The following is a 22,215-nucleotide window of genomic DNA, read 5'->3' as shown; positions in this document are numbered from 1 at the left end:
TTAGTGATGCATACGTTATGCTTTGCTATTAATAGTATAGTCTTTAGAAAGGTTAACATTAAGTAGCTTAATAAGGTCTTTTGTAAATATAGGAACTAATTATCTTTTTTCTTAATAGTATTTTAGAATTTTTAATGGAATAATTCCAGGTTTTTAAACCAAGTATTATTTAATAGTTCCCCTTTGGCGTTCACAAATCCCCATTTTTTTTTATATTTTACTCTAGCTAAACCATTGTTAAATCCTTTGTTAAGGTTTTTAAATTTTATAAAACCAAAACCTTGTTCTAATAAGATATCGTATTTAGGTTCCACAACAACTTTACCTTCTGTATTTATAAAACCCCATCTTCCTTTTAAGAAAATAAGAGCAAAACCATCTTCGCTAAAGGTTTCGGCTTCATCAAAAGTACAAGGTATAACGATGTCTCCAGTAGTGTTAATAAACCCCCATCTTTTGCCATTGTAAACGGGAGCTAAGTTGTTAGAGAATGCTTTAGCAGCTTTAAATTCAGGTTCAATAACCCAGTTACCTTTATGGTCTACAAAACCTATTCTCCAATCTTTATAAACAGGAGTAAGATTACTATTTTTTGGGAATTCCCAAATTCTGTTAGCATCGGCAATAGGGTGAAATTCTCCATCAATAATTACTCCAGGAGAACCTTTCTTTTTAACACCAATTCTGTTTTTATCGTATATAAATTTTGGAACAAAAGTGTATTCCGGTTTTAATAAATACGCTCCAGTGGTGTCAATTACACCAAAATCATCTTTATAAATTATTTTAGAATAGCCATTAAAAAAATCATCAGCTACTTCAAACTTAGGTTCTACAATTACTTTTCCGGTAGTATTTATAAAACCAATTTTTCCTCTTTTTTTTATTTGAGCAAATCCTTCAGAAAAGTCAAACATGTGATCGGTGTCTACATTATTAAGAATTTGTTCTCCCTTTTTGTTGATGTAAATCCATTTTCTTCCATCTAAAACGACAGCAATTCCAGAATCGAAATATTTAGCTTTTTTAAATTTAGGAGGAATAGCCCATTCCCCTTGACGATTTATATATCCCCATTTTCCTTTGTCATTCATGGCTGCAGCCATATCATCAGAAAAGTTTTTTGCAACTTTAAACTGTGGTTGAATATGCCAATCCCCAGTTCTTGAGATATAACCAAATTTACTGTCCAGTTTTGCTAAAGCGAGCTCTTGTGCATTTATGGAAATACCTACTAAAAGGAATGCAAGTAAAAGGAATCTTGTTTTCATAGAAGAAACCGTTTTATGCTTCATTGTTAATGATGTAATCTTTTACAAGATTCACATAAGGATACATAATAACGTCATCTTTAAATGCTGGAACTATTTCTCGTATCTCCTCATACATTTTTTTAGTTTTTGATGAGACTTTATCTTGTGCTTTTAAATATTCTATAGCTTGCACTACTGTAATTAATTCGATAGCCATCACCTCAAATGCATTTTCAATAACTTTTTTAGTTATTAAAGCAGCGTTTGTTCCCATACTTACAATATCTTGATTGTCGTTGTTGTTAGGAATAGAGTGCACATACATTGGGTTAGACAATGTTTGATTTTCGGCAGTTGTAGAAGTAGCAGTAAATTGCACACCTTGCATACCAAAATTCAATCCTAATTTCCCAAGATTTACAAATGCTGGAAGTATATTATTTAAGCTAGGATTTAATAAGTAGTTAAGTTGTCTTTCTGCAAGCATACTCATTTTAGTAACTACTATTTTAAGCTTGTCCATTTCTAGAGACACATAATCACCATGAAAGTTTCCTCCGTGATATACGTGTTGTTTTTCTACATTTACAATAGGATTGTCATTTGCAGAGTTCACTTCTTCTATTAAAATATTTTCTACGCTACTTAAAGTATCTAGTACAGGACCTAAAATTTGCGGTACACAACGTAACGAATAATATTCTTGTACTTTATCTTGAAAAACAGAAACATCATCATTGTTTGCCTCGTATAAATGGTGTTCTCTTTTTCTAGTAAGTTTACTATCTGCTAAATGCTCACGCATGCTTTTAGCAATATTTTGTTGTCCTTTATGTTTTTTTGAATTGTTTAATTCTTCCGATAAATGATCATCATACGCTTCAACAATTTCATTAATTGCAGCAGAACAAGAAATCATCCAGTTTAATAAACGTCTGGTGTACATGGTGTTTACAATACCAATTCCGGTCATTACCGAAGTACCATTCATTAGTGCTAAACCTTCACGAAGCTCTACAGAAATAGGCGTTAAATTCTCTTTTTCAAAAACGTCTTTAGTCGCTAATCTTTCGCCTTTATAAAACACTTCACCTTCACCAATTAAAACTAATGCTAAATGTGCAAGTTGTACTAAATCTCCACTAGCACCAACACCTCCATGTTCGTAAATTAAAGGAGTAATGTCTCTATTTATAAGTTCTGTCATTAATTTAATAACAGAAACATGCACACCAGAATTACCTAAAGATAAGGTGTTTAATCTAGCAAGCATTGCTGCTTTTACATATTCTGGAGCAATTGGATTTCCCGTTCCAGATGCATGACTACGAATTAAATTGTATTGTAATTGAATACGTTCAGAATCTTTAATTTTATATTGTGCCATTGGTCCGAAACCTGTATTCACACCATAAATTACTTTGTTTTCTGAGAATTTTTTAAGAAAGTTAAAACTCTGCTCTACCGTTTCAAAAACGGAGTCGTCTACCTTAATATTGCTGTTTTCTATTATTATTTTGTAAAAATCTTCTAATCCTAGTTTTCCGTTAAATGTTAGCATCTATATGTTTTATTCTGACTATTTTTAATATTAAATTTAATAACTCCAAGTAAAGTAGTTATTTTTGTGTGCGCTAATTTAATATAATTAAGATAAAATACTATAATGATTATGAATGAAATACATGTGGATGTTTTAATTATAGGAGCTGGACCTTCTGGTTGCGTTGCTGCTTCTTATTTGCACAATCAAGGAAAGCAGCTTAAAGTTGTTGAAAAGAGTACTTTTCCAAGGTTTGTAATAGGAGAAAGTCTGCTACCAAGATGTATGGATCATTTTGAAGAAGTTGGCCTTTTAGATGTATTAAAAGATTTTGGATTCGAAAAAAAACATGGCGCTCGTTTTTTAAGAGGAGATATCGTTTGTGATTTTGATTTTAGTAAAAAGCATACGGAAGGTTGGAATTGGACTTGGCAAGTGCCTCGTGCAGATTTTGATAATGTACTTGCAACCGAATTAGTAAATAGAGGTGTAGATATTGCCTTTAATCATGAAGTGGTAGATGTTGTGTTTGCAGCAGATGGCGCTTCTGTTACTAGCATAAAAGATGAAAATGGAGAGGAATATAAAGTACACGCAAAACATATTATAGATTCTAGTGGTTATGGTCGCGTTTTACCAAGAATGCTAGGGTTAGACAAACCCTCTTCTATACCAGAACATTCTTCTATTTTTACACATGTAAAAGATTTAAAAAGACCAGAAGGAGTAGAAGGAACCATGATTACTTTTGATGTTTTAGATAAAGATACTTGGTTTTGGGTGATTCCTTTTTCTAATGGAGATACTAGTATTGGTTTTGTTGGTCTAACCGATTTTATCGATTCTTTTGAAGGAGATACTACCGAAAGAATGCAGCAAATGCTGAAGCTCTCTAAGTATTACCACAAGCGTTTTGAAGGTTTAGATTTTAAATTTCCACCAGTTAGTATTAAAAACTATGCGAAATCGGTAAAACAGCTTTACGGAAAAGGATATGCTTTAACAGGAAATAGCGCAGAGTTTTTAGATCCTGTTTTTTCATCTGGAGTAACTTTTGCAACAGAATCTGCTCTTTTATCTGCAAAGCTAATAACGAAAGAGTTAAATGGCGAAACCGTAGATTGGGAAACAGAATACACCGGTTATATTATGAAAGGAGTCAAAGTCTTTTCAACATATGTGAAAGAATGGTACACAGGAAACTTGCAAACTTTGTTTTTTCATAGACCTGAAAACCCAGATATTAAAAAACAAATTTGTGCTGTACTTGCAGGATATGTTTGGGATGATACCAATCCTTTTGTTAAAAAACACGATAGGTTAGTGAAAAATCTAGCGTATTTAATAGATATGGAAGTACAAGAAAAAGAAAAAGCGAACCAATAGGTTCGCTTTTTTTGCTTTGAAATATAAAAGAGATTTATTTAATTTCTACTTTAATTAAAATATCTTCTTTTCTTTTTTTATTTACTTCCATTATAAATTCATTTTCAAAAACTTTAAAAAGTCTTTTTTTGCTAAAATCTTCAATGTTGTACTTGCCATCAACATCATCTGTATTGAATAGATTTTTTTTTGAAACTTCACCACTAGCATCATTCACTTTGTAATATGTAAAATAGCCACCATGATTATTGGTATGTGGTTTTGGTTTATCCGTTTGTGTTAGGTTTTTGTTTTTTAGATTATCTAGAAACAAAAAATAATGAGCGTTATCGATATTAAAGTAGTTATAAGACATATCTCCCAATAACGCTTTGTGTGTATAAGAGTGACCAGGTTTTGAGTTTCCTTTTTGTTCTTTAGGAATCTTGCGCATCCATAATAATTGATTTTCTGAATCCATTTTAGTTAAATAGATGTCATTATATCTAAAGTTATATCCTCCTTGATTTTGTAGATCCCATTTATGCGATTGTTCTGCAATTAGTAATAGGCTTCCATCGTTATTTTCTTTTATTTCTTTCAGTATAATATCTTCGAATTCTCTTTTGTCATTATGTTTCGCATTTTGTTCGATAATGCTTGTAGGGATATTATAAGCAATATTGGTAAGTATAGTACCATCTGTAGCTATTTTAGAAATGAATACACCATCAGAATGGTTTAGGTTTTTATGAAGACCATTGCTGTAATATCCAGAACATAATAGGTTACCATTAGATAATTCAAATAGATTGGCTGTGTTTATATATTTATTGGGTAATTCGATTTTGGTTTTTTGTATATCGTTAGCGTTTTTTGCTAAGGTTAACAGCTCTAAATAATAGTTTGCTTCGTTTTCTCGCTTCTTCTTTTTTTCAACACCACTATCATCTAGAAATACTTTCGTTAAAATGTATAGATTACCATTATCGTGCGTATTGTAATTTAAAGCTTTCATTCTGCGTTCAGAATATGGCATTTTAAACTTTTTATTAGAAATCCTATTAAGATTAGTGTCAAAATAATTAAGAACTAGCGTATCCCAACTTTTAACATCTTTCTTGTTTTTTCTATATTCTCTATAAAGAATAAAGATTTCATTCTCGTTTGTAGGTACTAGTATGTCGAATTTTACACTTGGTATTTTTCTGTTTTTAAAATGTTCTTGAACACCTCTGTAAGTGGATGTTGGAGATTTTGTGATTTTACCTTTAACTTCAATGAGTAGTTTTGAATCGGTAATAAACTCACCAGTTTTCATATTAATTTCACGATAATATAATTGTTCTAATTGCGACTCATAGCCGGTCCACATAGAATAGAAAAAGTAAACTTTATTTTGAACTCTAATTACATTTTCAATATCATAATTTAAATCTGGTTCGTCATATCTTTTTTCGGAGATTAAAGTTAAATTTTTAGCATTAAATCTTTGAATTATAACCGATTCGTCCCATGCTTTTACCATAAGCACTTCCTCTTCATTGTTGAAATAATAACGTTTATCGATATCAAAATTTTTATACGGTTCGCTAACCAAATAATTTTGATTTTCTTGAGCATAACAAATGGTTGCAAGTAAGTACAGGGAAATAATAGAAAGATATTTTAGCATAAAGAAGTATTTAAATATAAACGTAACTAATTTTGATTAAATAAGGAATAGAAACATAAAAAAAGCGAACCAATAGGTTCGCTTTTTTTTAATGAAATAAAGGTTTACTTAATTTCTACCTTAATTAATACGTCTTCTTTTTTCTTTTTGTAAAACTCAATTACAAATTCATTTTCAGCTGTTTTAACAACTCTATTGTTACTAAATTGGTAGACTTCTAGTTTGTCTGTTACATTTCTTGTGTCTAGTATATTGTCTTTAGAAACAGTACCTGTTGCATCATCAATTTTATAAGCGGTTAAATAACCTCCATGACCATCGCTGTGTAAAGCTGGTACTTGGTCTAGTTTTAAATCTATATTTTTCACATTATCTAAATATACTAAATAGTGATTTCCGTTGGTATAAAAATAAGAGTAAGACATTCCTCCTTGATAGGTTTTACTCATGTCGTATACTTGACCTATTTTTGGTGCTCCAGATTGTCTTTTTGGAAGTTTTTTCATCCATGCTAAATTACCAGATGCATCCACTTTAGAAAGTAGCATATCATTATTGTGGAAGGTATAATATACTCTTCCTTGAGAAGTACGATGCTGAATTACAAATGTTTGCTCTCCAATTAAAACAAGGCTACCATCAGTATTAATTACTAAATCACGAAGTTGTAAATTAGCAAATTCTGCCTTGTCTTTTTTATCTTTTTTAGCGTTCTTCTTTTGTGTTCTTTTGCTAACATATTGGTTTAAAACTTCTACTGGAATTTCATGAGATGTTTTTTCAACTAATTCCCCTTCCTTAGTAATTTTAAAAGTAAATAAACCATCCGAGTTTCCTAGTTTATTATTTAATCCATTGGTGTAAAAACCTGCACAAATCATAAAACCATCTTCAGATTCAAACAAAGAAATTCCGTTAATAAATTTATCATTTAAAACAATTTTGCTTTTTTCAATCCCTTCAGAACCATCTAATAATCTAAACAGTTCCATGTGGTAATTAGCGTCTGTATCTTTTTTCTTTTTCTTGTCTTTATTACTGTCGTCATGAAAAACTTTAGTTAAAATATAACCATGACCATTAGCATCTACAGCAAAATCTAACAAATCCATTCTTCTTTCGGTATAAGGCATTTTGTGCTCTTTAGCCCAAAGAGGTTTTAAATTCATGTCAAAAACATTAACACCAATAATGTCGTAACTTTTTGTGTCTCTTTTTACTTCTGGCTTTTTTCTGTATTGTACTAATAATTTAGATTCATCTTTAGAGGTTAAAAAATCAAACTTATCTACAACTCCAAATCCACCAAAGCTCATACCAAATCCACCAGCAGAAAAACCTCCTCCAGACGTGTATGTTGCCATTGGAGAACCTGCTAGTTTACCAGAAACATTAATTAACTCAATACCTTCTCCTGCAAATTCACCTGTGTTAAAGTTAATTTCTCTGTAGTATAAACGTTCTTCTTTTGTTTTTTTACCAGACCAAGAAGAGTAAAAGAAATAATATTTGTCTTGTAATTCTATCATACCTTCAACCACGTAGTTGTCTGGTAAGTCGTTATATTCTTTTTGAGAAATTAGATTTAAATCATCTACTCCAAATTTTTGTATAACCAAATATTTTTTCCAAGGTTTCACCGAAAGGATCTCATTGTTTTTACTGAAATAATATTTTTTAGCGGCATCATAAACCTGATAAGGTTCACTTACATTAAAATTATAATCTGGAGATATTTCATTTTGTGCGTTAGTTGTAAAAGCAAAAAAACAAATACAAAGCAGTAGGTAGATTTTTTTCATAGTTAAGTTTATAAGTTAATTCTTGCAAACATAACTAAATATTACACCATCCTCAAAAAGATGTTTATTTTCAATAGGTTATCAAGGTTTTATTTAGAAACTATTCTAATTTTTTTAGCAATATAATTTGCTAATAAGGCATAAGAATATGCAATTCTATCTCCAGAATTATAGTCAAATCCTTTGGCTCCTCCTCCTTTAATCCCTTTAATATTCGCAGAAAATAAAATGTTGTTTGGGTTTTTAATAGAATAGATAGTAACCGTTACACGAAGTTTAGAATCTTCTCGCCATACACCAACATTATAACCAGGGTATATAAAGGTAGTTTGTATATGCATCACATAGTTTGCATCTTCTCTTTTGTTGGATACTTTTACATTAAAATCTTCATGGTAGCTGTTGAAAAAGTCTATGAATTGTGGTTCATACTTGTCTTGTCTGTCTGCAAACCAAGACTTTTTAAAACGTTCTCCATCGCCTTCTTTTCTTTCTTCACGAAGTTGCATTTTATCTTTTAAAAAAGCTTCTTCACTTTCGTAATCTGCAATTTCTAAATGGTGATAGTCAAATTCTACTTTGTATTCCTGTATGTCTTTTAGATCTTTCCATTTGCCTTTATCAATTTTTGCTTTTTGCGCAAATGAATTTGATATAAAAAATAAAAGAAAGAGTATAGCTGCTAGTTTTTTCATTAGATTTTTTTAGATAATTACAAGATAAAGTTAACCTGTTACTTTTTACCTAATTGCAAAAGCATTTCTTTAGTAATATCTTTTAAAGAAAAAGCATGTTTCCAGTTCCAGTCTTTTTTTGCAGTAGTGTCATCTATGCTTTTTGGCCAAGAATCTGCAATGGCTTGTCTGAAATCTGGTTTATAGGTAATTTTAAAATCGGGAATATGCTCTTGAATAGAATTCGCAATTTCTTTAGGTGTAAAACTAATAGCAGCTAAATTATAAGAAGATCTTATTTTAATAGCATCTGCATCTGCTTGCATAATGTCTACCGTTGCTTTTATGGCGTCATCCATAAACATCATTGGAAGTTCTGTGTCTTCACTTAAAAAACATTCGTATGCTTTATTCTTAAGTGCTTCATGATAAATCTCAACGGCATAATCTGTGGTTCCTCCTCCTGGTAACGTTTTCCAACTAATAATTCCAGGATAGCGAATACTTCTTACATCTACACCATATTTTTCATGGTAATATTCGCACCAACGTTCACCAACTTGTTTGGTGATTCCGTAAACGGTTGAAGGTTCCATAATAGTATGTTGCGCAGTGTCTTCTTTTGGAGTTGTAGGGCCAAAAACAGCAATACTTGAAGGCCAAAAAACATGATCTACTTGTTTTGTTTTGGCTAGGTTTAATACGTGAAAAAGAGAATTCATGTTTAAATCCCAAGCTTCCATCGGGTATTTTTCGCCAGTAGCACTAAGTAAAGCAGCCATTAAATAAATGGTCTTTACATTATGATGGATGCAACAATCTTTAATTGCATTAAAATTTTTAGCATCCAGAATTACAAAAGGGCCAGCGTTTACTAACGCTAACTTTCTGGTATTAATATCACTTGCAATAACATTATCTACACCGTGAATTTCTCTAAGTTTATAGGTAAGCTCAGAGCCAATTTGTCCGCAAGCACCAATAATTAAAATTTTTGAAGTCATTAATCCATGTAATTTAAGGTGTTCAAAAATAATAAGATTTTAAAGAAGAAAATGTAAAATACTATTAAAATTACAACAGTGTAAAGTATTTAATAATAAAAGTAAAGAATACAATATATTTGTAAATATAATAGTTGATTAAAAATGAAAGCATTACTATACATTACCTTAATTTTTTGTGTTTTTTCTTGTAAAGAAGTAGATAAGACACAAGAACTAGAAGCAGAAACAGAAGTCGTTTCTTTAAAAATAACCAAAAGCGATATCGCTAACCTTAAATATGCACAGTTTCTTTTAGATGCTAAAACAAGAAATTCTCAAGAATTTTGGCAAAAATATGGCGAATTAAATACCGTTGTTTTAAAAGTGAATCAAGCAGATTTATCTTTTTTTAAAGAAAACAAAGAAGCCCTAATCGCTTTTATTAAAGACCTAAAAGAAACCATACCAGAAGAGATCAATACGCCACTTATTAACGCAAGATTAATCGCTTTAGAAACCCAAATGCTAAAACTGGAAGGTGAAATAAACTTATCTAATCCTGAGAAAAAAGAGGTGCTTTTGGTGGTTAAAGATTTTTTAACTGCGTTTTCAAATCTTAATCTTCAAATAAATAAAAAGGTAGAAAAAGAATCTCAAAATATTGTAAAACCATATTAGTATGAAACATCTTTACATATTTCTTTTAGTACTAGCAATTAGTTCGTGTAGTGTTAAAGTTAACGGGCAACAGCTAGCTTCTGCTTCCGATATTAAAAAAGAAATTAACACCAATTTAGACGCTTGGCATAAAGCTGCTGCTACTGCCAATTTTGATACGTATTTTAATTTAATGACTAAGGATGGTGTTTTTATTGGCACAGATGCTACCGAAAACTGGCAAAATGAAGCTTTTAAAACTTTTTCAAAACCTTATTTTGATCAAGGCAAAGCATGGAGTTTTACAGCAATAGAAAGAAATATTTATCTGTCTGATGATGAAAACTTTGTTTGGTTTGACGAATTACTAGACACACAAATGAAGATTTGTAGAGGGTCTGGTGTTATGAAATTAGAAGATAATACATGGAAAATTGCACACTATGTTTTATCTATTGCCATACCTAATGAAAATGTAAAAGAGGTAATTGCTATTAAGAAAGATTGGGATAATGTGTACACTAAAAAACTATTGGAGAAAGCTACCAATTAGTTTTATTACGTTTTATAAAAGCAAAAGCCTTACTATTTTTAGTGAGGCTTTTTTTATTAATATTTTGTTAAAGATGTAACTAGATTAATCTTTAGCAGTCTATTTAACATTAAATTGTAAACCAAAAAACAAAACACTAATTAAAAATGAAAACCAACTTTAAAAAACTATCACTACTTAGTGCAGTCGCTTTTATAGGTTTAGTATCTTGTAAAGAAGAAGCTAAAAAGGAAGTAGCAGTAGTAGAAACAACTCCAGGAATCAATTTAGATTATATGGATACTAGCATATCTGCTAGCGAAGATTTCTTTAAACACGTTAACGGAAAATGGCTAGAAAATAACGAAATCCCAGACGACCAATCTACTTGGGGAAGTTTTCAAGAACTACGTAAAAAAACAGACGAAGATGCTTTGGCTATTTTAAAGTCTGCAATTTCTAACAATCAAGACTTAGGAAACATTCAAGTACTTCCTGGTTCTGACCAAGAAAAAGCAGTATTTTATTACCAAACGATAATGGATACTATTAGCAGAAATAAAGCAGGTATTGATCCAATAAAACCATATTTAGCAAAAATTGAAGCGATTAATAATGTAGATGACTTACAAGCTTTCATGATTGAAATGGAGCCAAAAGGTGGTGCCGGTTTATATGGATTTGGTGTTGGTAGTGACCCGAAAGATAGTAATAGAAATGTTGCCTATTTAGGAGGAGGAAGTACTGGATTACCAGACAGAGATTACTATGTAAAAGAGGATGCAGATTCTAAAGAAAAGAGAGAAAAGTATGTAGCACATATTACTAGAATGTTTCAATATTTAGGAGATAGCGAAGCGGATGCAAATGCGCAAGCAGACCAGATTTTAGCTTTCGAAACTAGATTAGAAGAAGCTAAAATGGATAAGGTAGATCGTCGTGATGCACGTAAACGTTACAACCCTCGTTCTATTGCAGAAGTTCAAAAAATGGTTCCTGCAGTAAACTGGAAAAACTTTTTATCTGGTATTGGTGTAAAAGAATTAGACACGGTAATTATTGGTGACTTAGGATACTTTAATAGATTACAAGAAGTATTAGCAGACGCTAATGTTAACGATTGGAAAGCTTATTTAAAATGGGATACTTTTAGAGGAGCAGCTGGATACTTAAGTACAGATATAGAAACTGCTAATTGGGAGTTTTACGGAAAAGAACTTAATGGAGCCAAGGCACAAAGAGCAAGAGATGAACGTGCTTTAGGATCTTTAAATGGAACAATTGGTGAAGCTTTAGGGAAATTATATGTAGATAAAAAATTCCCGCCAGAAGCGAAAGTGAAAGCAGAAAAAATGATTAAAAACGTGATTTTAGCTTTCGAACACCGAATCAATAAACTAGAATGGATGAGTCCAGAAACAAAGCAAAAAGCGATTGAAAAACTTCAAGCAACGAAAGTGAAAATTGCATATCCAGATGTATGGAAAGATTATTCTGCTTTAGATATTAATAGTGTAGAAGATGGTGGTACTTACCTTCAAAATTCTTTAAATGCTAGTGCATGGAACTTTAAGAAAAGTATTGATAAATTAGGGAAGCCAGTAGATAAAAGTGAATGGTATATGGCGCCACAAGTGGTGAATGCATATTTTAATCCTGCATACAACGAGATTGTTTTTCCTGCGGCTATTTTACAACCACCTTTTTATAACTTTACTGCAGATGATGCTGTAAATTATGGTGGAATTGGAGCTGTTATTGGTCATGAAATCTCGCATAGTTTTGATGATTCTGGTTCTAGATATGATAAAGATGGAAACTTAAATAACTGGTGGACAGACGAAGATTTAACACAATTTGAAGGATTAGGAAAAGCATTAGCAGATCAATATAGTGCGATTGAAGTATTACCAGAAATCAACATTAATGGAGCCTTTACTTTAGGTGAAAATATTGGTGATTTAGGTGGTGTTCTTGCAGCTTATGATGCTTTACAAATGAGTTTTGAAGGAAACAGACCAGCAGATATTGATGGTTATACCGCAGAACAACGTTTCTTTATGTCTTGGGCAACCGTTTGGAGAACAAAAATGCGTGAAGATGCTTTAAAAACTAGAATTAAAACAGACTCACATTCTCCAGGAATGAATAGAGCGGTACAACCTTTATTAAATATAGATGCTTTTTATGAAGCGTTTGGAATTCAAGAAGGAGATAAAATGTACATCGCTCCAGAAGATAGAGTTAGAATCTGGTAAGATAGAATAGTAATATTTTAAATATCGTCATTTTGAAGGTAGTCGAAAAACCGTAAAGAGTATTAAAAATAGACTTCTTCACTTTGGTCGAAAGGATAAAAAAAAAGGCAACTCCATGAGTTGCCTTTTTTTATGATATAAACTAAAATTAGTCCTTTTTTACGTCTTGTGCTTTTTGAGTTAATAAAGCATTTTTACTTATTAGTGCTAAGTTAAAATTAGGATTTAAAGCAATAGCTTCATCTAAAATAGTAACAGCAGCATCTAAGTTTGTAGCCTTATTTTCATTAAACTTCAGCATTGCTTTTAAATATAAAAAGGCAGCTTTTAAAGAAACTTGATAAGGTGTTTTTGTTTCGTAATATGCATGTTGCATTTCTGCTGTAGCATTTGTTAATCCATAGGTTATGTACTTGTTTACTTCGTCAAATTTCTGAGTAGATAAATTAAGTTCTGCTAATTCATAAGCAATATTTACGTTGGGAGCACGCTTAAACAATGCCTCAAAATGTTGTGCTGCAAGTGCTGGCTGATTAATAGATTTTAAAGAAATAGCTTTTATTTCTAAAGCCATATCCGAATCTGTAGGAACAACATCTACACCAATAGTATTTAAAGCTTGCATGTATTTGTTTTCACTCATGTATATATATGCTAAAGTATCTTTTCTAGCAACAGATGGAGCAATAATGTTTAAATGTGTTAATCCATTTATAATACCTTGCACATCGCCTTGTGTTCGCATCTGCTTATAGTAAGCTTCATAGTGTTCTTTTAATTCAGAATTGTTCTGCGCACTTAAAGAATAACTAGCGGATAATAATGCGATAAAAAGTAATTTTTTCATTTGTTTTGTTTTTTCTGAGGCTAAAACTAAAAAAAATATGCAGTTATACTCTTAAAACTATACTAATTATTTAAGGTAACCTTTGTTTTAGTAACTATAGCATCGTTTAATATGAAAGGTTTCGGAATCATATTTTCTTCTCTTGGTGAAATAGTAAAAGCTTCGTTTTTTAATAAATCATAAGTAGCTTCATATACTTGTATGCTTGTTTTTTGCGAAACAGGAATCGTGAAAATCATGTCTAAAGGTTCGTTGTCTGCTACGTAATAACTAAACAAACGATTGTTTAATCTTTCCCTGAAAACGGTTCCAGTGGCTTCGTCTTTTTTAGCAGAAACACCATTGATTGTGAAAGAATTAAAAACATTAGTACTGTCTGAAAAAATTTCAAAACGTGCAGCATTTCGTCGCGAGGTTACACAAATAGCAACTTTTCGTTCCCCATTAATAATCGTATCGTGTGATATTTCAATCTTAGGTTTGGCAATATCTTTTACTGCGGCATTTTTTGTAAACGTAAAACTAGACTTATACTTACTACCAATGGTGTTTTTAGAAAGCGCTGTAGCACGATCAGGATTGTCGGTTAAAAAGCTTTCGGTCCATGTGTCTAATATATCATCATAGGTTGCCCAAACCGCAGTATTTTCATTCGTATCTAAAACATATAAAAGACTGTTTGGTTTTGGCGTGTCTTTGGTGAATTTAGAGTTGAAATGTGCCGTTATAAGAAAACCAATTCCGAAGACTAAAAAGAAATATGACCAGCGTTTTTTATGTTTTAAAAATCCGAAAACAGAAACTAATAATCCAAAAATTAATACTACAAATATGGCGGAAGCAAATAAGATTTTTAAACCCAAACCAACCGGAAACATTTTTACAAGAGGTGAGATGATAAACAACACCGGAATCGCTAATAACGCTAATAGAATTAAACTCGGTTTTTGCTGTCTTATCATTAAAAATAAGCTTAATAAACCAAAGTAAACCGGAATAATAAAAAAGCTAGCACCTTCTAGTTGTAAAGCAACAATAACACAAATAAGCAACCAGAAAACTATTGGTGCAATGAGTAGGTTCACGGGTTTTTCAGAACCTTTAAACACATGATAACTATAAAAACAGATTGCTAATGTTAAACAGGTGAATGCTGCAATGTAAGTATGACCATTATACGTAAAGCCATGAAGCATTTCTTGATACTGCGGATACAGAAATTTTAAAATTTCCCACCCGAAAAAAGTAAATAAACCGCCAACGACAAGACTTAGTGAAAATGGAATAAAACCTTTTAATATATCTTTTGCGTTTAACGACTTTTCTTTAAACCCATAAATAAGTAAACCAATAAATCCAATAATTGCTAGAATTAGCATGGGCCAAATCCATGAAAAAGGATAGATAATCGTTTTAAAAAATGGAACATTAAAGTACATATAATCTTCGGTACTTTTTACATTGTTGAGGTTCGCATTACTAAAATGATGGAGTAGTGGCATGAGGTAAGAACCTTGATGCTCTAAAGTGTTTCTATCTAATCTTTCATAGGTGTCTAAAGCGGTATGGTAATCAAAATGGTCATCAATAAAAGCAAAATTAAAACCATCAATATCTTTATCTGCTCTAAAACGCGTTAAATCGGTATCATTAGGAAGCATTTTATAAATGCTATATGCTAAGGAATTTGCCACAGGATATTTGGGGTTCGCCTTTACAAAGGCTTTCATTAGGTTTGCATTTCCTTGGTTGGTTTCAATAAGCATATAACTTGGTCCGCCAGAACCACGAGCTTCAAAATTTAAAACCAAACCAACATCTTTAGACCAAGGATGCTTGTTTACAAAAATATCTGCGCCATTTAATCCTAGTTCTTCACCATCCGAAATGAGAATAATAATGTCGTTTTTCGGAGTTTTATTTTCCGCTAAAAAAGCGCGAACACCTTCTAAAATAGTTACCACGCCAGAACCAGCATCACTAGCTCCAAAAGAAGAATGCGGATTGCTATCATAATGCGAAAGCAGGAGTAGTGCTTTGCTGTTATCCCTTCCTTTTATTCTTGCTAAAATGTTTTTAGGCTTCGATAGATTTCCCCATTGACTCATGGAATAATCCTCTTGTATTTGGGTTTCTAAACCAAGTTTTTCAAGTTCTTTTACAATATAATCTCTAACCTCTTGATGTGCTTGGTTACCAAGGAAATGAGGTTTTTTAGAAATTTCTTTCAGTTGAATTAATGCACGTTGGGTAGAAAAAGAAGTTTCAGGTGCATCTATTGTCGAAATGGTATTTGGCAGTAAAGCATCAAAACTACAATAGATAGCTAGGCAAATAATAAGGATTGCAATAATTTTTTTAAACATGGTTTAGGATGTATTATTTACCTATAAAAATAGGAAATAATAATTAGCATTTTTTGGTTTAGGATAAATCGTTTATAATCAGTATATTTAAGTGAATCAAACGCTATTATTATGGGTATTAAAAGTTTTCAAGGAGCAAGGAAGCAGCAGAACGCTGTAGACCAAACGCAATTAAGAGTAAGTGATTATATGACCAAGAATTTAATCACTTTTAGGCCGGAGCAATCTGTGGATGAAGTTATAGAAGCCCTTATTACCAATAAAATTTCTGGAGGACCAGTTGTAAATGCAAACAATGAATTGGTTGGTATTATAAGTGAAGGAGATTGTTTAAAGCAAATTAGCGAAAGTAGATATTATAATATGCCAATGGCGCAAGACAATGTAGAAAAACGCATGGTTAAAAATGTGGATACTATGGATGGTAATATGAATATTTTTGATGCTGCCAATATGTTTTTAGAATCTAAACATAGACGTTTTCCAATATTAGAAAATGGTAAATTAGTAGGGCAAATTAGCCAGAAAGATATTCTTAAAGCTGCTTTGCAATTAAAAGGACATACTTGGAAATAGCGTATTAACTTTCTCTTTTTACCAAAGCATAATAATCGCCTTCTAGAGGCAAATAACCTTGATCGTAAACAAAGTAGTACACCGTTCCTGCTTTAGTGGTGTAAATGCTTGTGAAGTAATTAAAGTCGAAGCCTTTTTCTATAAGTTTTGCTCTAGAACTTTTTGTTTTTTTATCCGGGTTCAGTGCTTCGAGAATTCTATAGTTTTTTCGCAACCTATTATTGGTGTTGCGTATTAAATTTTTACTGTCTTTATTTACACTATTGTTGTATGCATTTCTGCAGGCATCACTGCAAAATTTCTTGTCTATTCTACCAACAATTTTATCACCACATTCCGGACATTTTTTTTGCATAGTTATTTGTTTTCTAGTGTATACCAACGTAAGTTCATTTGCTCTTGTTCAAAATAAAAATCTTCCACATAATGTAATCCTAATTTTAATAATGCGTTATGTGAAGCTTCATTTCCAATTTCTGTGGTAGCATAAATTTCAGGAAGTTTTAAAACATTAAAAGCATAATCTACCGATGCTTTTCCAGATTCTGTTGCATAGCCTTTTCCCCAAAAACGTTTTATAAGTCGGTAGCCAACATCATAATATTCGGTAAAACCATTCATGTTGTATTCTGTGTTTAAACGCAAACCAGACCAGCCAACAAAATCTCCTGTGCTTTTTTCTATAACAGCAAATCTACCAATACCTCTTTCTTTGTATTGCGTTAATACACTTTCTAGTATTTTTTTAGATTCATTTATAGATTTTACGGGTTTATTACCTAAGTATTTATGTACTTCTGGATCCGAATCTAAAGCAAACATTCCTTCAAGGTCTGTTAATCTAAGTTCTCTTAAAAGAAGTCTTTCTGTTTCGATATGGAATTTCATTTAATCTCTTTTATAAGTGAATTTTATTTCTTCAGCTTTACCGTTATCTTTCACAACGACGTATATATTAATCTCGTTTTCGTTTATTTTTTCGAAAGTGAACTGGTCAAAGTAGATACGATTTTCTTCTATTTTAACGAGTTTAGCGTCTATAGTTTCGTCTTTTTCTTCCCAGCCTTTAAAATCATTTCCAAAATGTTTTAGCTGAAAAATTAAGGTGTCGTCAACTTGTCGGATGCCACCAAGTTCATAAAACACCACTTTATTATCTGCAACAAGTTTAAAGGAAAACATCATGGAATCTCCAAGCGGTGGACTCCAAATTTCTTCGGTAATTCCGCCAAAGGCTTCCCCTTTCCAGGAACCTGAAATCCAAGAAGCCTCTTGCAAAGTAGCGCTAGGTGATGTGCTTCCTTCTATAAATTTTAATGTATTTTCTTGTGCTGAACAATTTATTGCAATAAAAAATAGAATTGTAAAAACGGATGCGAAGTGCTTCATAAGTGCTGGTTTATAGGCTAATATAGTAAATTATTTTCCGTTTACAAACGACTACAAACATTTACAAACGATTTTAAATGTGTAACAACCGACTAATATTTGCATGTTGTTTCATCTTTGCAGTGTTGAATGGAACTAATGAAATTCAATATAATAAAAACCTTATCTTATGAATACGTTAAGAAACAAAGTACAGTTAATTGGAAACTTAGGAAACGATCCAGAAATCATTAATTTAGAAACGGGTAAAATGTTAGCCAAGTTTTCTATAGCAACCAATGAAAGCTATAAAAACGCAAAAGGCGAAAAAATAACAGATACGCAATGGCACAATATTGTAGCTTGGGGTAAAACTGCCGAGATTGTAGAGAAGTATGTTACCAAAGGAAAAGAAATTGCAATAGAAGGGAAGCTTACCACCAGAAGTTGGGAAGATAAAGAAGGTGTAAAGCGTTACACCACAGAAGTAGTTTGTAACGAATTGTTGATGCTAGGAAAATAGTATTTTATGAACCAAATTAAAGAAAAGCGACTTATGTCGCTTTTTTTGTTTTGTATAACGACAAAAATTGTTAAATAAATTATAAAAATGTAATATCGAGGAACTAAAAAACCCTCCAATGAAAAATATTACTTTTATAAAAACACATTATGTTTTGTTTTTAGTGGCTTTGTTTTTAACAACAAATATGATGGCCCAAAAACCTTCCTCAAAAAAGAATTTTGAAATTGATTTGCCCAAATTAGAGCAAGCCTATGTATTTAACGATAATAAAAGGATAGATAGAAGTACAGGTTTTCCCATTGCTATTTACGGTATTGAATATCAATCAAAAGCAAGTAGCCCAGAAAATATGGCAAAAGAATACTTGTTAGAATTTAAGAAAAGCTTAGGTCTTGAAAAAGAAGAAATCGAGGCACTTAACTTGCATGCCGTTAGAACCAGCCTTTCTGGAACCATCGTAAGGTTAAGACAATATAAGTATGGTTTGCCAGTCAACAAATCTGAGATTACAATGAATATTAATTCTAATAATCAGGTTACTTATGTAATGAATGGATTGCAATATAATGTAGAGCTATCCTCTGTTTCGCCAAGTATTTCTTTAAGCACAGCAGAAGATATCGCTTATAGACATGTAGGCGTGAGTGGCTCTTTTCAATATAAAAACAATAAGTTATTTATTTATCATCAAGGTAAATCTTCTAGGTTAGCGTATCAAATTAATTTTATTTCCAAAGATTTAATTGGGGAATGGGATGTTTTTGTAGACGCTAATAGCGGAGAAATTTTTAAAGCTCTTGATATTTCTTTCTACTGTAATGATGGAGAAAAGGATAAAAAGAAAAGTATTGAAAAAGAGAACAAAATAGAATGTAACCAAGAAAGTGTAAGTTATAGATTTGCTACAGGTGATGGTAATGTGTTTGATCCAGATCCATTATCTTCAGCAATGGTTGCTTATGGTTCTGGAGGAATTACAGATGGCAGCGATGCAAATTCTACAGCTTTAACCGCGCAAACATTTAACAAAACACTTTTAGATTTAGAATTTTCGGGAGGTACTTATCAACTAAAAGGGCCTTACGCTGAAGTTGTAGATATTGAATCTCCATACAATGGACTTTTTTCTCAAGCTAGTTCTAGTTTTAATTTTCAAAGAGCAGATGATGCATTTGAAGCGGTAAGTGTGTATTACCATATTGATGCTTCCATGCGTTATATTAATACGGTACTAAACTTAAATATTGCTCCAATTCAATATACTGGTGGTGTACGTGTAGATCCTCATGGTTTAAGTGGGTCTGATAATTCGCATTATCTAAGTGGATCTGGATCTCTTGCTTTTGGTGAAGGAGGTGTAGATGATGCTGAAGATTCTGATGTTGTTCACCATGAATTAGGTCACGGAATTCATGATTGGGTTACTAACGGTAATCTATCTCAAGTAAACGGACTTAGTGAAGGAAGTGGCGATTATTGGGCGCAATCTTATAATAGAAGTTTAGGAAATTGGGGATCAAGTGATCCTGCTTATAACTACGTTTTTAATTGGGATGGACATAATGAATATTGGGGTGGAAGAACAACAGATTATAGCGCATCTTATCCTGGTGGTTTAACTGGAGGTGTGCATGCCGATGGTCAAATTTGGTCTACTTGCCTAATGAAAATATATGATATTATTGGTCGTGCGCAAACAGATAAAATATTTTTAGAAGGTCTTGGTATGACAAATGGTTCTTCTAGTCAAGACGATGCCGCAAATGCCGCTTATCAAGCAGCAATAAATATGGGGTATTCTGCAAGTGAGTTGACTACAATTCATACTCAATTTACAGATTGTGGTTATACTTTGCCTGCTTTAGTTGCAGAACCAATTGCAGACTTTAGTGTAGATAATTCGAGTATTTGTATAGACACTAATAACACAGTAAATTTTACAGACATATCTACAGGAACTCCAACATCTTGGTCTTGGACTTTTGAAGGTGGTAATCCAGCAACTTCAACAGCAGAAAATCCAACAGTAACTTACGCTACTTCTGGAACATACGATGTGACTTTATTGGTCACCAATGCTATTGGTTCTGACTCAGAAATGAAAGGAAACTATATCACTACTTTAACAGGGATAAGTTGTCCAATTATAACTTGTGCTACAAAAGCTAGTCCTAACGTACCGCTTAATATACCTATAACAGGAACAAGTGGAACTACTACCTCTACAGTTGCTATATCTGGTGGAGATGTTATTACAGATGTTAATGTTTTAAATCTAATTGGTACCCATAGCTATTTGGGCGATTTACAAGCAACTTTAACTAGTCCTAATGGAACGGTAGTTTCCCTCTTTAGTTATATTTGTGGAGGTAATGATGATTTTGATATTCAGTTTGACGACGCAGTAGCTACTGGATCATTGCCTTGTCCGCTTACTGATGGAGGAACCTATCAGCCAGTAGGGAATTTAGCAGATTTTAATGGAGAAGATCCTAATGGTACATGGACTTTAACTTTTGTGGACAATGCAGGAGGTGATAGTGGAGCATTAGCTTCATGGTCTTTAGAGGTTTGTTCTGAATCTACATTGTCTGTTGCTGAACAGGTTGAAGTAGAGGATTTTGTTATTTATCCTAATCCGAATAGAGGGACATTTAATATTAAAATGAATACGGTTTTAGAGGAGGATATTAATCTTTCCGTTTATGATGTTAGAGGAAGATTGGTCTATGATAATAGATTTGTAAATAGCTCTAATTTTAATGAAACAGTTACATTAAATAACGTACAATCTGGATTGTATCTAGTAGAAATTAAAACAGGAAATAAAGCAATTATTAAGAAAATAATTATTGAATAATATTTTTGATACGATTTGTGTAACCATAAAAAGAAGCGACCTAAGTCGCTTCTTTTTATTATATTAATTTAATTTTTTAGATTGTTTTACCATGACATTTAAAACCAATCCTATAATAATTAAAAGAATAGCAAATAAACTTAGTAAGCTATAGCTTTCTTGTAACCAGATAGCACCAATGATCATGGTAAAAATGACTTCAATATATTTTAACGGCGCTATTTGATTGATTTCACTGCTTTGTAATGCTTTGGTCATGTATACTTGTCCGAAATAGCCAAAAACACCAAGGCTTAATAAGAGTAACCATTCTATACCTATTGGGTTTTTCCAGTTATTTATTGCTAATAGCCCTCCAATAATGGCAGATATTATCATAAAATAATTAACGATAACTATTGGGTGATCCTTTGTTCCAATTTTTCGAATTATAATAGGGACTAGACCTGTAAATATTGCCGAAATTACAGCAAGCGTTAAACCAATATTGTTAATTTGATTATCAAATCCTTTTAAAAGAACAACCCCTAAAAAAGCGATACCAAAACAGAACCATTGTATAGGTTTTATTTTTTCTTTAAGTAAAAGAAGAGCAAATAGAGCGGCAAAAATTGGTGATATATATCGAATAGAAACTGCAGATCCCATGGACATATGTTTTATTGCCATGAAAAATAAGGTCATACCAGCAAAACCAACAAGTCCTCTTGCAACAAGAAGTGCTTTTTTATTACCAAGAAAGGAAATTTTGTTTTTTATAAGGTAAGGAATGGTAAAAATTAAGGAGCCAATAGATCTAAAAAAAACGATTTGATAGACATTAAAATCGCCTAATTTTTTAACAAAAACGTTTAGTAGTGCAAAGGCTAAAGCACTAATAGACATATAAATTATAGCTTTTTTGTGCATGAACTAAATGATATTGCG

19 protein-coding genes are annotated in these 22,215 nt (G+C 32.0%); 7 read left to right on the top strand and 12 right to left on the bottom strand.

The genetic code is table 11. From position 1 onward, the window contains the following. Positions 1–131: 131 nt before the first annotated feature. Together AMD28_RS09850 and flxA are read right to left on the bottom strand one after the other, a co-directional pair. Positions 132–1,271, bottom strand: coding sequence for a WG repeat-containing protein (locus tag AMD28_RS09850; RefSeq protein WP_055444358.1), 1,140 nt, complete (start codon positions 1,269–1,271; stop codon positions 132–134). 13 nt (positions 1,272–1,284) lie between these two features. Next, positions 1,285–2,814, bottom strand: a complete 1,530-nt coding sequence (gene flxA / locus AMD28_RS09845) for a flexirubin biosynthesis tyrosine ammonia-lyase FlxA (RefSeq protein WP_055443954.1) — start codon at positions 2,812–2,814, stop codon at positions 1,285–1,287. Positions 2,815–2,925: 111 nt separating this feature from the next. On the opposite strand from flxA, the gene AMD28_RS09840 reads away from it, so the two are divergent. Continuing rightward, positions 2,926–4,182 carry an NAD(P)/FAD-dependent oxidoreductase gene (locus AMD28_RS09840; RefSeq protein ID WP_055444357.1) on the top strand — a complete coding sequence of 419 codons (1,257 nt, stop codon included), beginning with the start codon at positions 2,926–2,928 and terminating at the stop codon, positions 4,180–4,182. A gap of 34 nt (positions 4,183–4,216) precedes the next feature. Here AMD28_RS09840 and AMD28_RS09835 read toward each other — a convergent pair whose 3' ends face one another. The 4 genes from AMD28_RS09835 to AMD28_RS09820 form a co-directional block, all read right to left on the bottom strand. Continuing rightward, on the bottom strand, positions 4,217–5,836 hold the full coding sequence (locus tag AMD28_RS09835; RefSeq protein WP_055443953.1) for a hypothetical protein: 1,620 nt from the start codon (positions 5,834–5,836) through the stop codon (positions 4,217–4,219). A 104-nt stretch (positions 5,837–5,940) separates the two neighbouring features. Further along, positions 5,941–7,638, bottom strand: coding sequence for a hypothetical protein (locus AMD28_RS09830; RefSeq protein WP_055443952.1), 1,698 nt, complete (start codon positions 7,636–7,638; stop codon positions 5,941–5,943). Positions 7,639–7,727: 89 nt separating this feature from the next. Next, on the bottom strand, positions 7,728–8,333 hold the full coding sequence (locus tag AMD28_RS09825; RefSeq protein WP_055443951.1) for a hypothetical protein: 606 nt from the start codon (positions 8,331–8,333) through the stop codon (positions 7,728–7,730). Positions 8,334–8,371: 38 nt separating this feature from the next. After that, the gene (locus tag AMD28_RS09820) at positions 8,372–9,316 is read right to left on the bottom strand and encodes an NAD-dependent epimerase/dehydratase family protein (RefSeq protein WP_055443950.1); all 945 of its coding nucleotides are present in this window, start codon (positions 9,314–9,316) and stop codon (positions 8,372–8,374) included. Positions 9,317–9,460: 144 nt separating this feature from the next. Between AMD28_RS09820 and AMD28_RS09815 the strand changes: the two genes are divergently transcribed. From AMD28_RS09815 to AMD28_RS09805, 3 genes are all read left to right on the top strand, one after another. After that, positions 9,461–9,976, top strand: coding sequence for a hypothetical protein (locus tag AMD28_RS09815; RefSeq protein ID WP_055443949.1), 516 nt, complete (start codon positions 9,461–9,463; stop codon positions 9,974–9,976). Between the two features lies 1 nt (position 9,977). Then, positions 9,978–10,508 (top strand): nuclear transport factor 2 family protein, encoded by a 531-nt coding sequence (locus AMD28_RS09810; RefSeq protein WP_055443948.1) that lies wholly within the window; start codon positions 9,978–9,980, stop codon positions 10,506–10,508. A gap of 146 nt (positions 10,509–10,654) precedes the next feature. Next, entirely contained in the window at positions 10,655–12,745 is a 2,091-nt protein-coding gene (locus AMD28_RS09805) for a M13 family metallopeptidase (protein ID WP_055443947.1), read from the top strand. A gap of 148 nt (positions 12,746–12,893) precedes the next feature. Here AMD28_RS09805 and AMD28_RS09800 read toward each other — a convergent pair whose 3' ends face one another. Then, a complete protein-coding gene (locus tag AMD28_RS09800; protein ID WP_055443946.1) occupies positions 12,894–13,592 on the bottom strand; it encodes a hypothetical protein in 699 nt (232 codons plus the stop codon). Positions 13,593–13,654: 62 nt separating this feature from the next. Beyond that, positions 13,655–15,958, bottom strand: coding sequence for a M28 family peptidase (locus AMD28_RS09795; RefSeq protein WP_055443945.1), 2,304 nt, complete (start codon positions 15,956–15,958; stop codon positions 13,655–13,657). Positions 15,959–16,069: 111 nt separating this feature from the next. Between AMD28_RS09795 and AMD28_RS09790 the strand changes: the two genes are divergently transcribed. Beyond that, a complete protein-coding gene (locus AMD28_RS09790; RefSeq protein WP_055443944.1) occupies positions 16,070–16,534 on the top strand; it encodes a CBS domain-containing protein in 465 nt (154 codons plus the stop codon). A 4-nt stretch (positions 16,535–16,538) separates the two neighbouring features. Here AMD28_RS09790 and AMD28_RS09785 read toward each other — a convergent pair whose 3' ends face one another. From AMD28_RS09785 to AMD28_RS09775, 3 genes are read right to left on the bottom strand one after another with little or no spacing between them, the layout of a single operon-like run. Beyond that, positions 16,539–16,889 carry a hypothetical protein gene (locus AMD28_RS09785; protein WP_055444356.1) on the bottom strand — a complete coding sequence of 117 codons (351 nt, stop codon included), beginning with the start codon at positions 16,887–16,889 and terminating at the stop codon, positions 16,539–16,541. A 2-nt stretch (positions 16,890–16,891) separates the two neighbouring features. Further along, positions 16,892–17,422 (bottom strand): GNAT family N-acetyltransferase, encoded by a 531-nt coding sequence (locus AMD28_RS09780; protein ID WP_055443943.1) that lies wholly within the window; start codon positions 17,420–17,422, stop codon positions 16,892–16,894. Continuing rightward, on the bottom strand, positions 17,423–17,923 hold the full coding sequence (locus tag AMD28_RS09775; protein WP_055443942.1) for a DUF6265 family protein: 501 nt from the start codon (positions 17,921–17,923) through the stop codon (positions 17,423–17,425). 169 nt (positions 17,924–18,092) lie between these two features. On the opposite strand from AMD28_RS09775, the gene AMD28_RS09770 reads away from it, so the two are divergent. Together AMD28_RS09770 and AMD28_RS09765 are read left to right on the top strand one after the other, a co-directional pair. Further along, positions 18,093–18,425 (top strand): single-stranded DNA-binding protein, encoded by a 333-nt coding sequence (locus AMD28_RS09770; protein ID WP_055443941.1) that lies wholly within the window; start codon positions 18,093–18,095, stop codon positions 18,423–18,425. A gap of 118 nt (positions 18,426–18,543) precedes the next feature. Further along, positions 18,544–21,288, top strand: coding sequence for a T9SS type A sorting domain-containing protein (locus tag AMD28_RS09765; protein WP_055443940.1), 2,745 nt, complete (start codon positions 18,544–18,546; stop codon positions 21,286–21,288). A 63-nt stretch (positions 21,289–21,351) separates the two neighbouring features. Here the strand turns inward: AMD28_RS09765 and AMD28_RS09760 are convergent, their stop codons facing one another. Beyond that, a complete protein-coding gene (locus tag AMD28_RS09760; protein ID WP_055443939.1) occupies positions 21,352–22,197 on the bottom strand; it encodes a DMT family transporter in 846 nt (281 codons plus the stop codon). Positions 22,198–22,215 lie beyond the last annotated feature (18 nt).

Origin of the sequence: Lacinutrix himadriensis (genome assembly GCF_001418105.1) — a bacterium.
In the GTDB taxonomy this organism is placed as follows: domain Bacteria; phylum Bacteroidota; class Bacteroidia; order Flavobacteriales; family Flavobacteriaceae; genus Oceanihabitans; species Oceanihabitans himadriense.
Note: the sequence above shows the minus strand (reverse complement) of the source record. Positions and strands in the feature narration are given on the sequence as shown.

Bases quoted from the DNA above. Each gene is read 5' to 3' on its own strand.
- AMD28_RS09850 (WP_055444358.1), bottom strand. From the start codon at position 1,271: ATGAAAACAAGATTCCTTTTACTTGCATTCCTTTTAGTAGGTATTTCC.
- flxA (WP_055443954.1), bottom strand. From the start codon at position 2,814: ATGCTAACATTTAACGGAAAACTAGGATTAGAAGATTTTTACAAAATA.
- AMD28_RS09840 (WP_055444357.1), top strand. From the start codon at position 2,926: ATGAATGAAATACATGTGGATGTTTTAATTATAGGAGCTGGACCTTCT.
- AMD28_RS09835 (WP_055443953.1), bottom strand. From the start codon at position 5,836: ATGCTAAAATATCTTTCTATTATTTCCCTGTACTTACTTGCAACCATT.
- AMD28_RS09830 (WP_055443952.1), bottom strand. From the start codon at position 7,638: ATGAAAAAAATCTACCTACTGCTTTGTATTTGTTTTTTTGCTTTTACA.
- AMD28_RS09825 (WP_055443951.1), bottom strand. From the start codon at position 8,333: ATGAAAAAACTAGCAGCTATACTCTTTCTTTTATTTTTTATATCAAAT.
- AMD28_RS09820 (WP_055443950.1), bottom strand. From the start codon at position 9,316: ATGACTTCAAAAATTTTAATTATTGGTGCTTGCGGACAAATTGGCTCT.
- AMD28_RS09815 (WP_055443949.1), top strand. From the start codon at position 9,461: ATGAAAGCATTACTATACATTACCTTAATTTTTTGTGTTTTTTCTTGT.
- AMD28_RS09810 (WP_055443948.1), top strand. From the start codon at position 9,978: ATGAAACATCTTTACATATTTCTTTTAGTACTAGCAATTAGTTCGTGT.
- AMD28_RS09805 (WP_055443947.1), top strand. From the start codon at position 10,655: ATGAAAACCAACTTTAAAAAACTATCACTACTTAGTGCAGTCGCTTTT.
- AMD28_RS09800 (WP_055443946.1), bottom strand. From the start codon at position 13,592: ATGAAAAAATTACTTTTTATCGCATTATTATCCGCTAGTTATTCTTTA.
- AMD28_RS09795 (WP_055443945.1), bottom strand. From the start codon at position 15,958: ATGTTTAAAAAAATTATTGCAATCCTTATTATTTGCCTAGCTATCTAT.
- AMD28_RS09790 (WP_055443944.1), top strand. From the start codon at position 16,070: ATGGGTATTAAAAGTTTTCAAGGAGCAAGGAAGCAGCAGAACGCTGTA.
- AMD28_RS09785 (WP_055444356.1), bottom strand. From the start codon at position 16,889: ATGCAAAAAAAATGTCCGGAATGTGGTGATAAAATTGTTGGTAGAATA.
- AMD28_RS09780 (WP_055443943.1), bottom strand. From the start codon at position 17,422: ATGAAATTCCATATCGAAACAGAAAGACTTCTTTTAAGAGAACTTAGA.
- AMD28_RS09775 (WP_055443942.1), bottom strand. From the start codon at position 17,923: ATGAAGCACTTCGCATCCGTTTTTACAATTCTATTTTTTATTGCAATA.
- AMD28_RS09770 (WP_055443941.1), top strand. From the start codon at position 18,093: ATGAATACGTTAAGAAACAAAGTACAGTTAATTGGAAACTTAGGAAAC.
- AMD28_RS09765 (WP_055443940.1), top strand. From the start codon at position 18,544: ATGAAAAATATTACTTTTATAAAAACACATTATGTTTTGTTTTTAGTG.
- AMD28_RS09760 (WP_055443939.1), bottom strand. From the start codon at position 22,197: ATGCACAAAAAAGCTATAATTTATATGTCTATTAGTGCTTTAGCCTTT.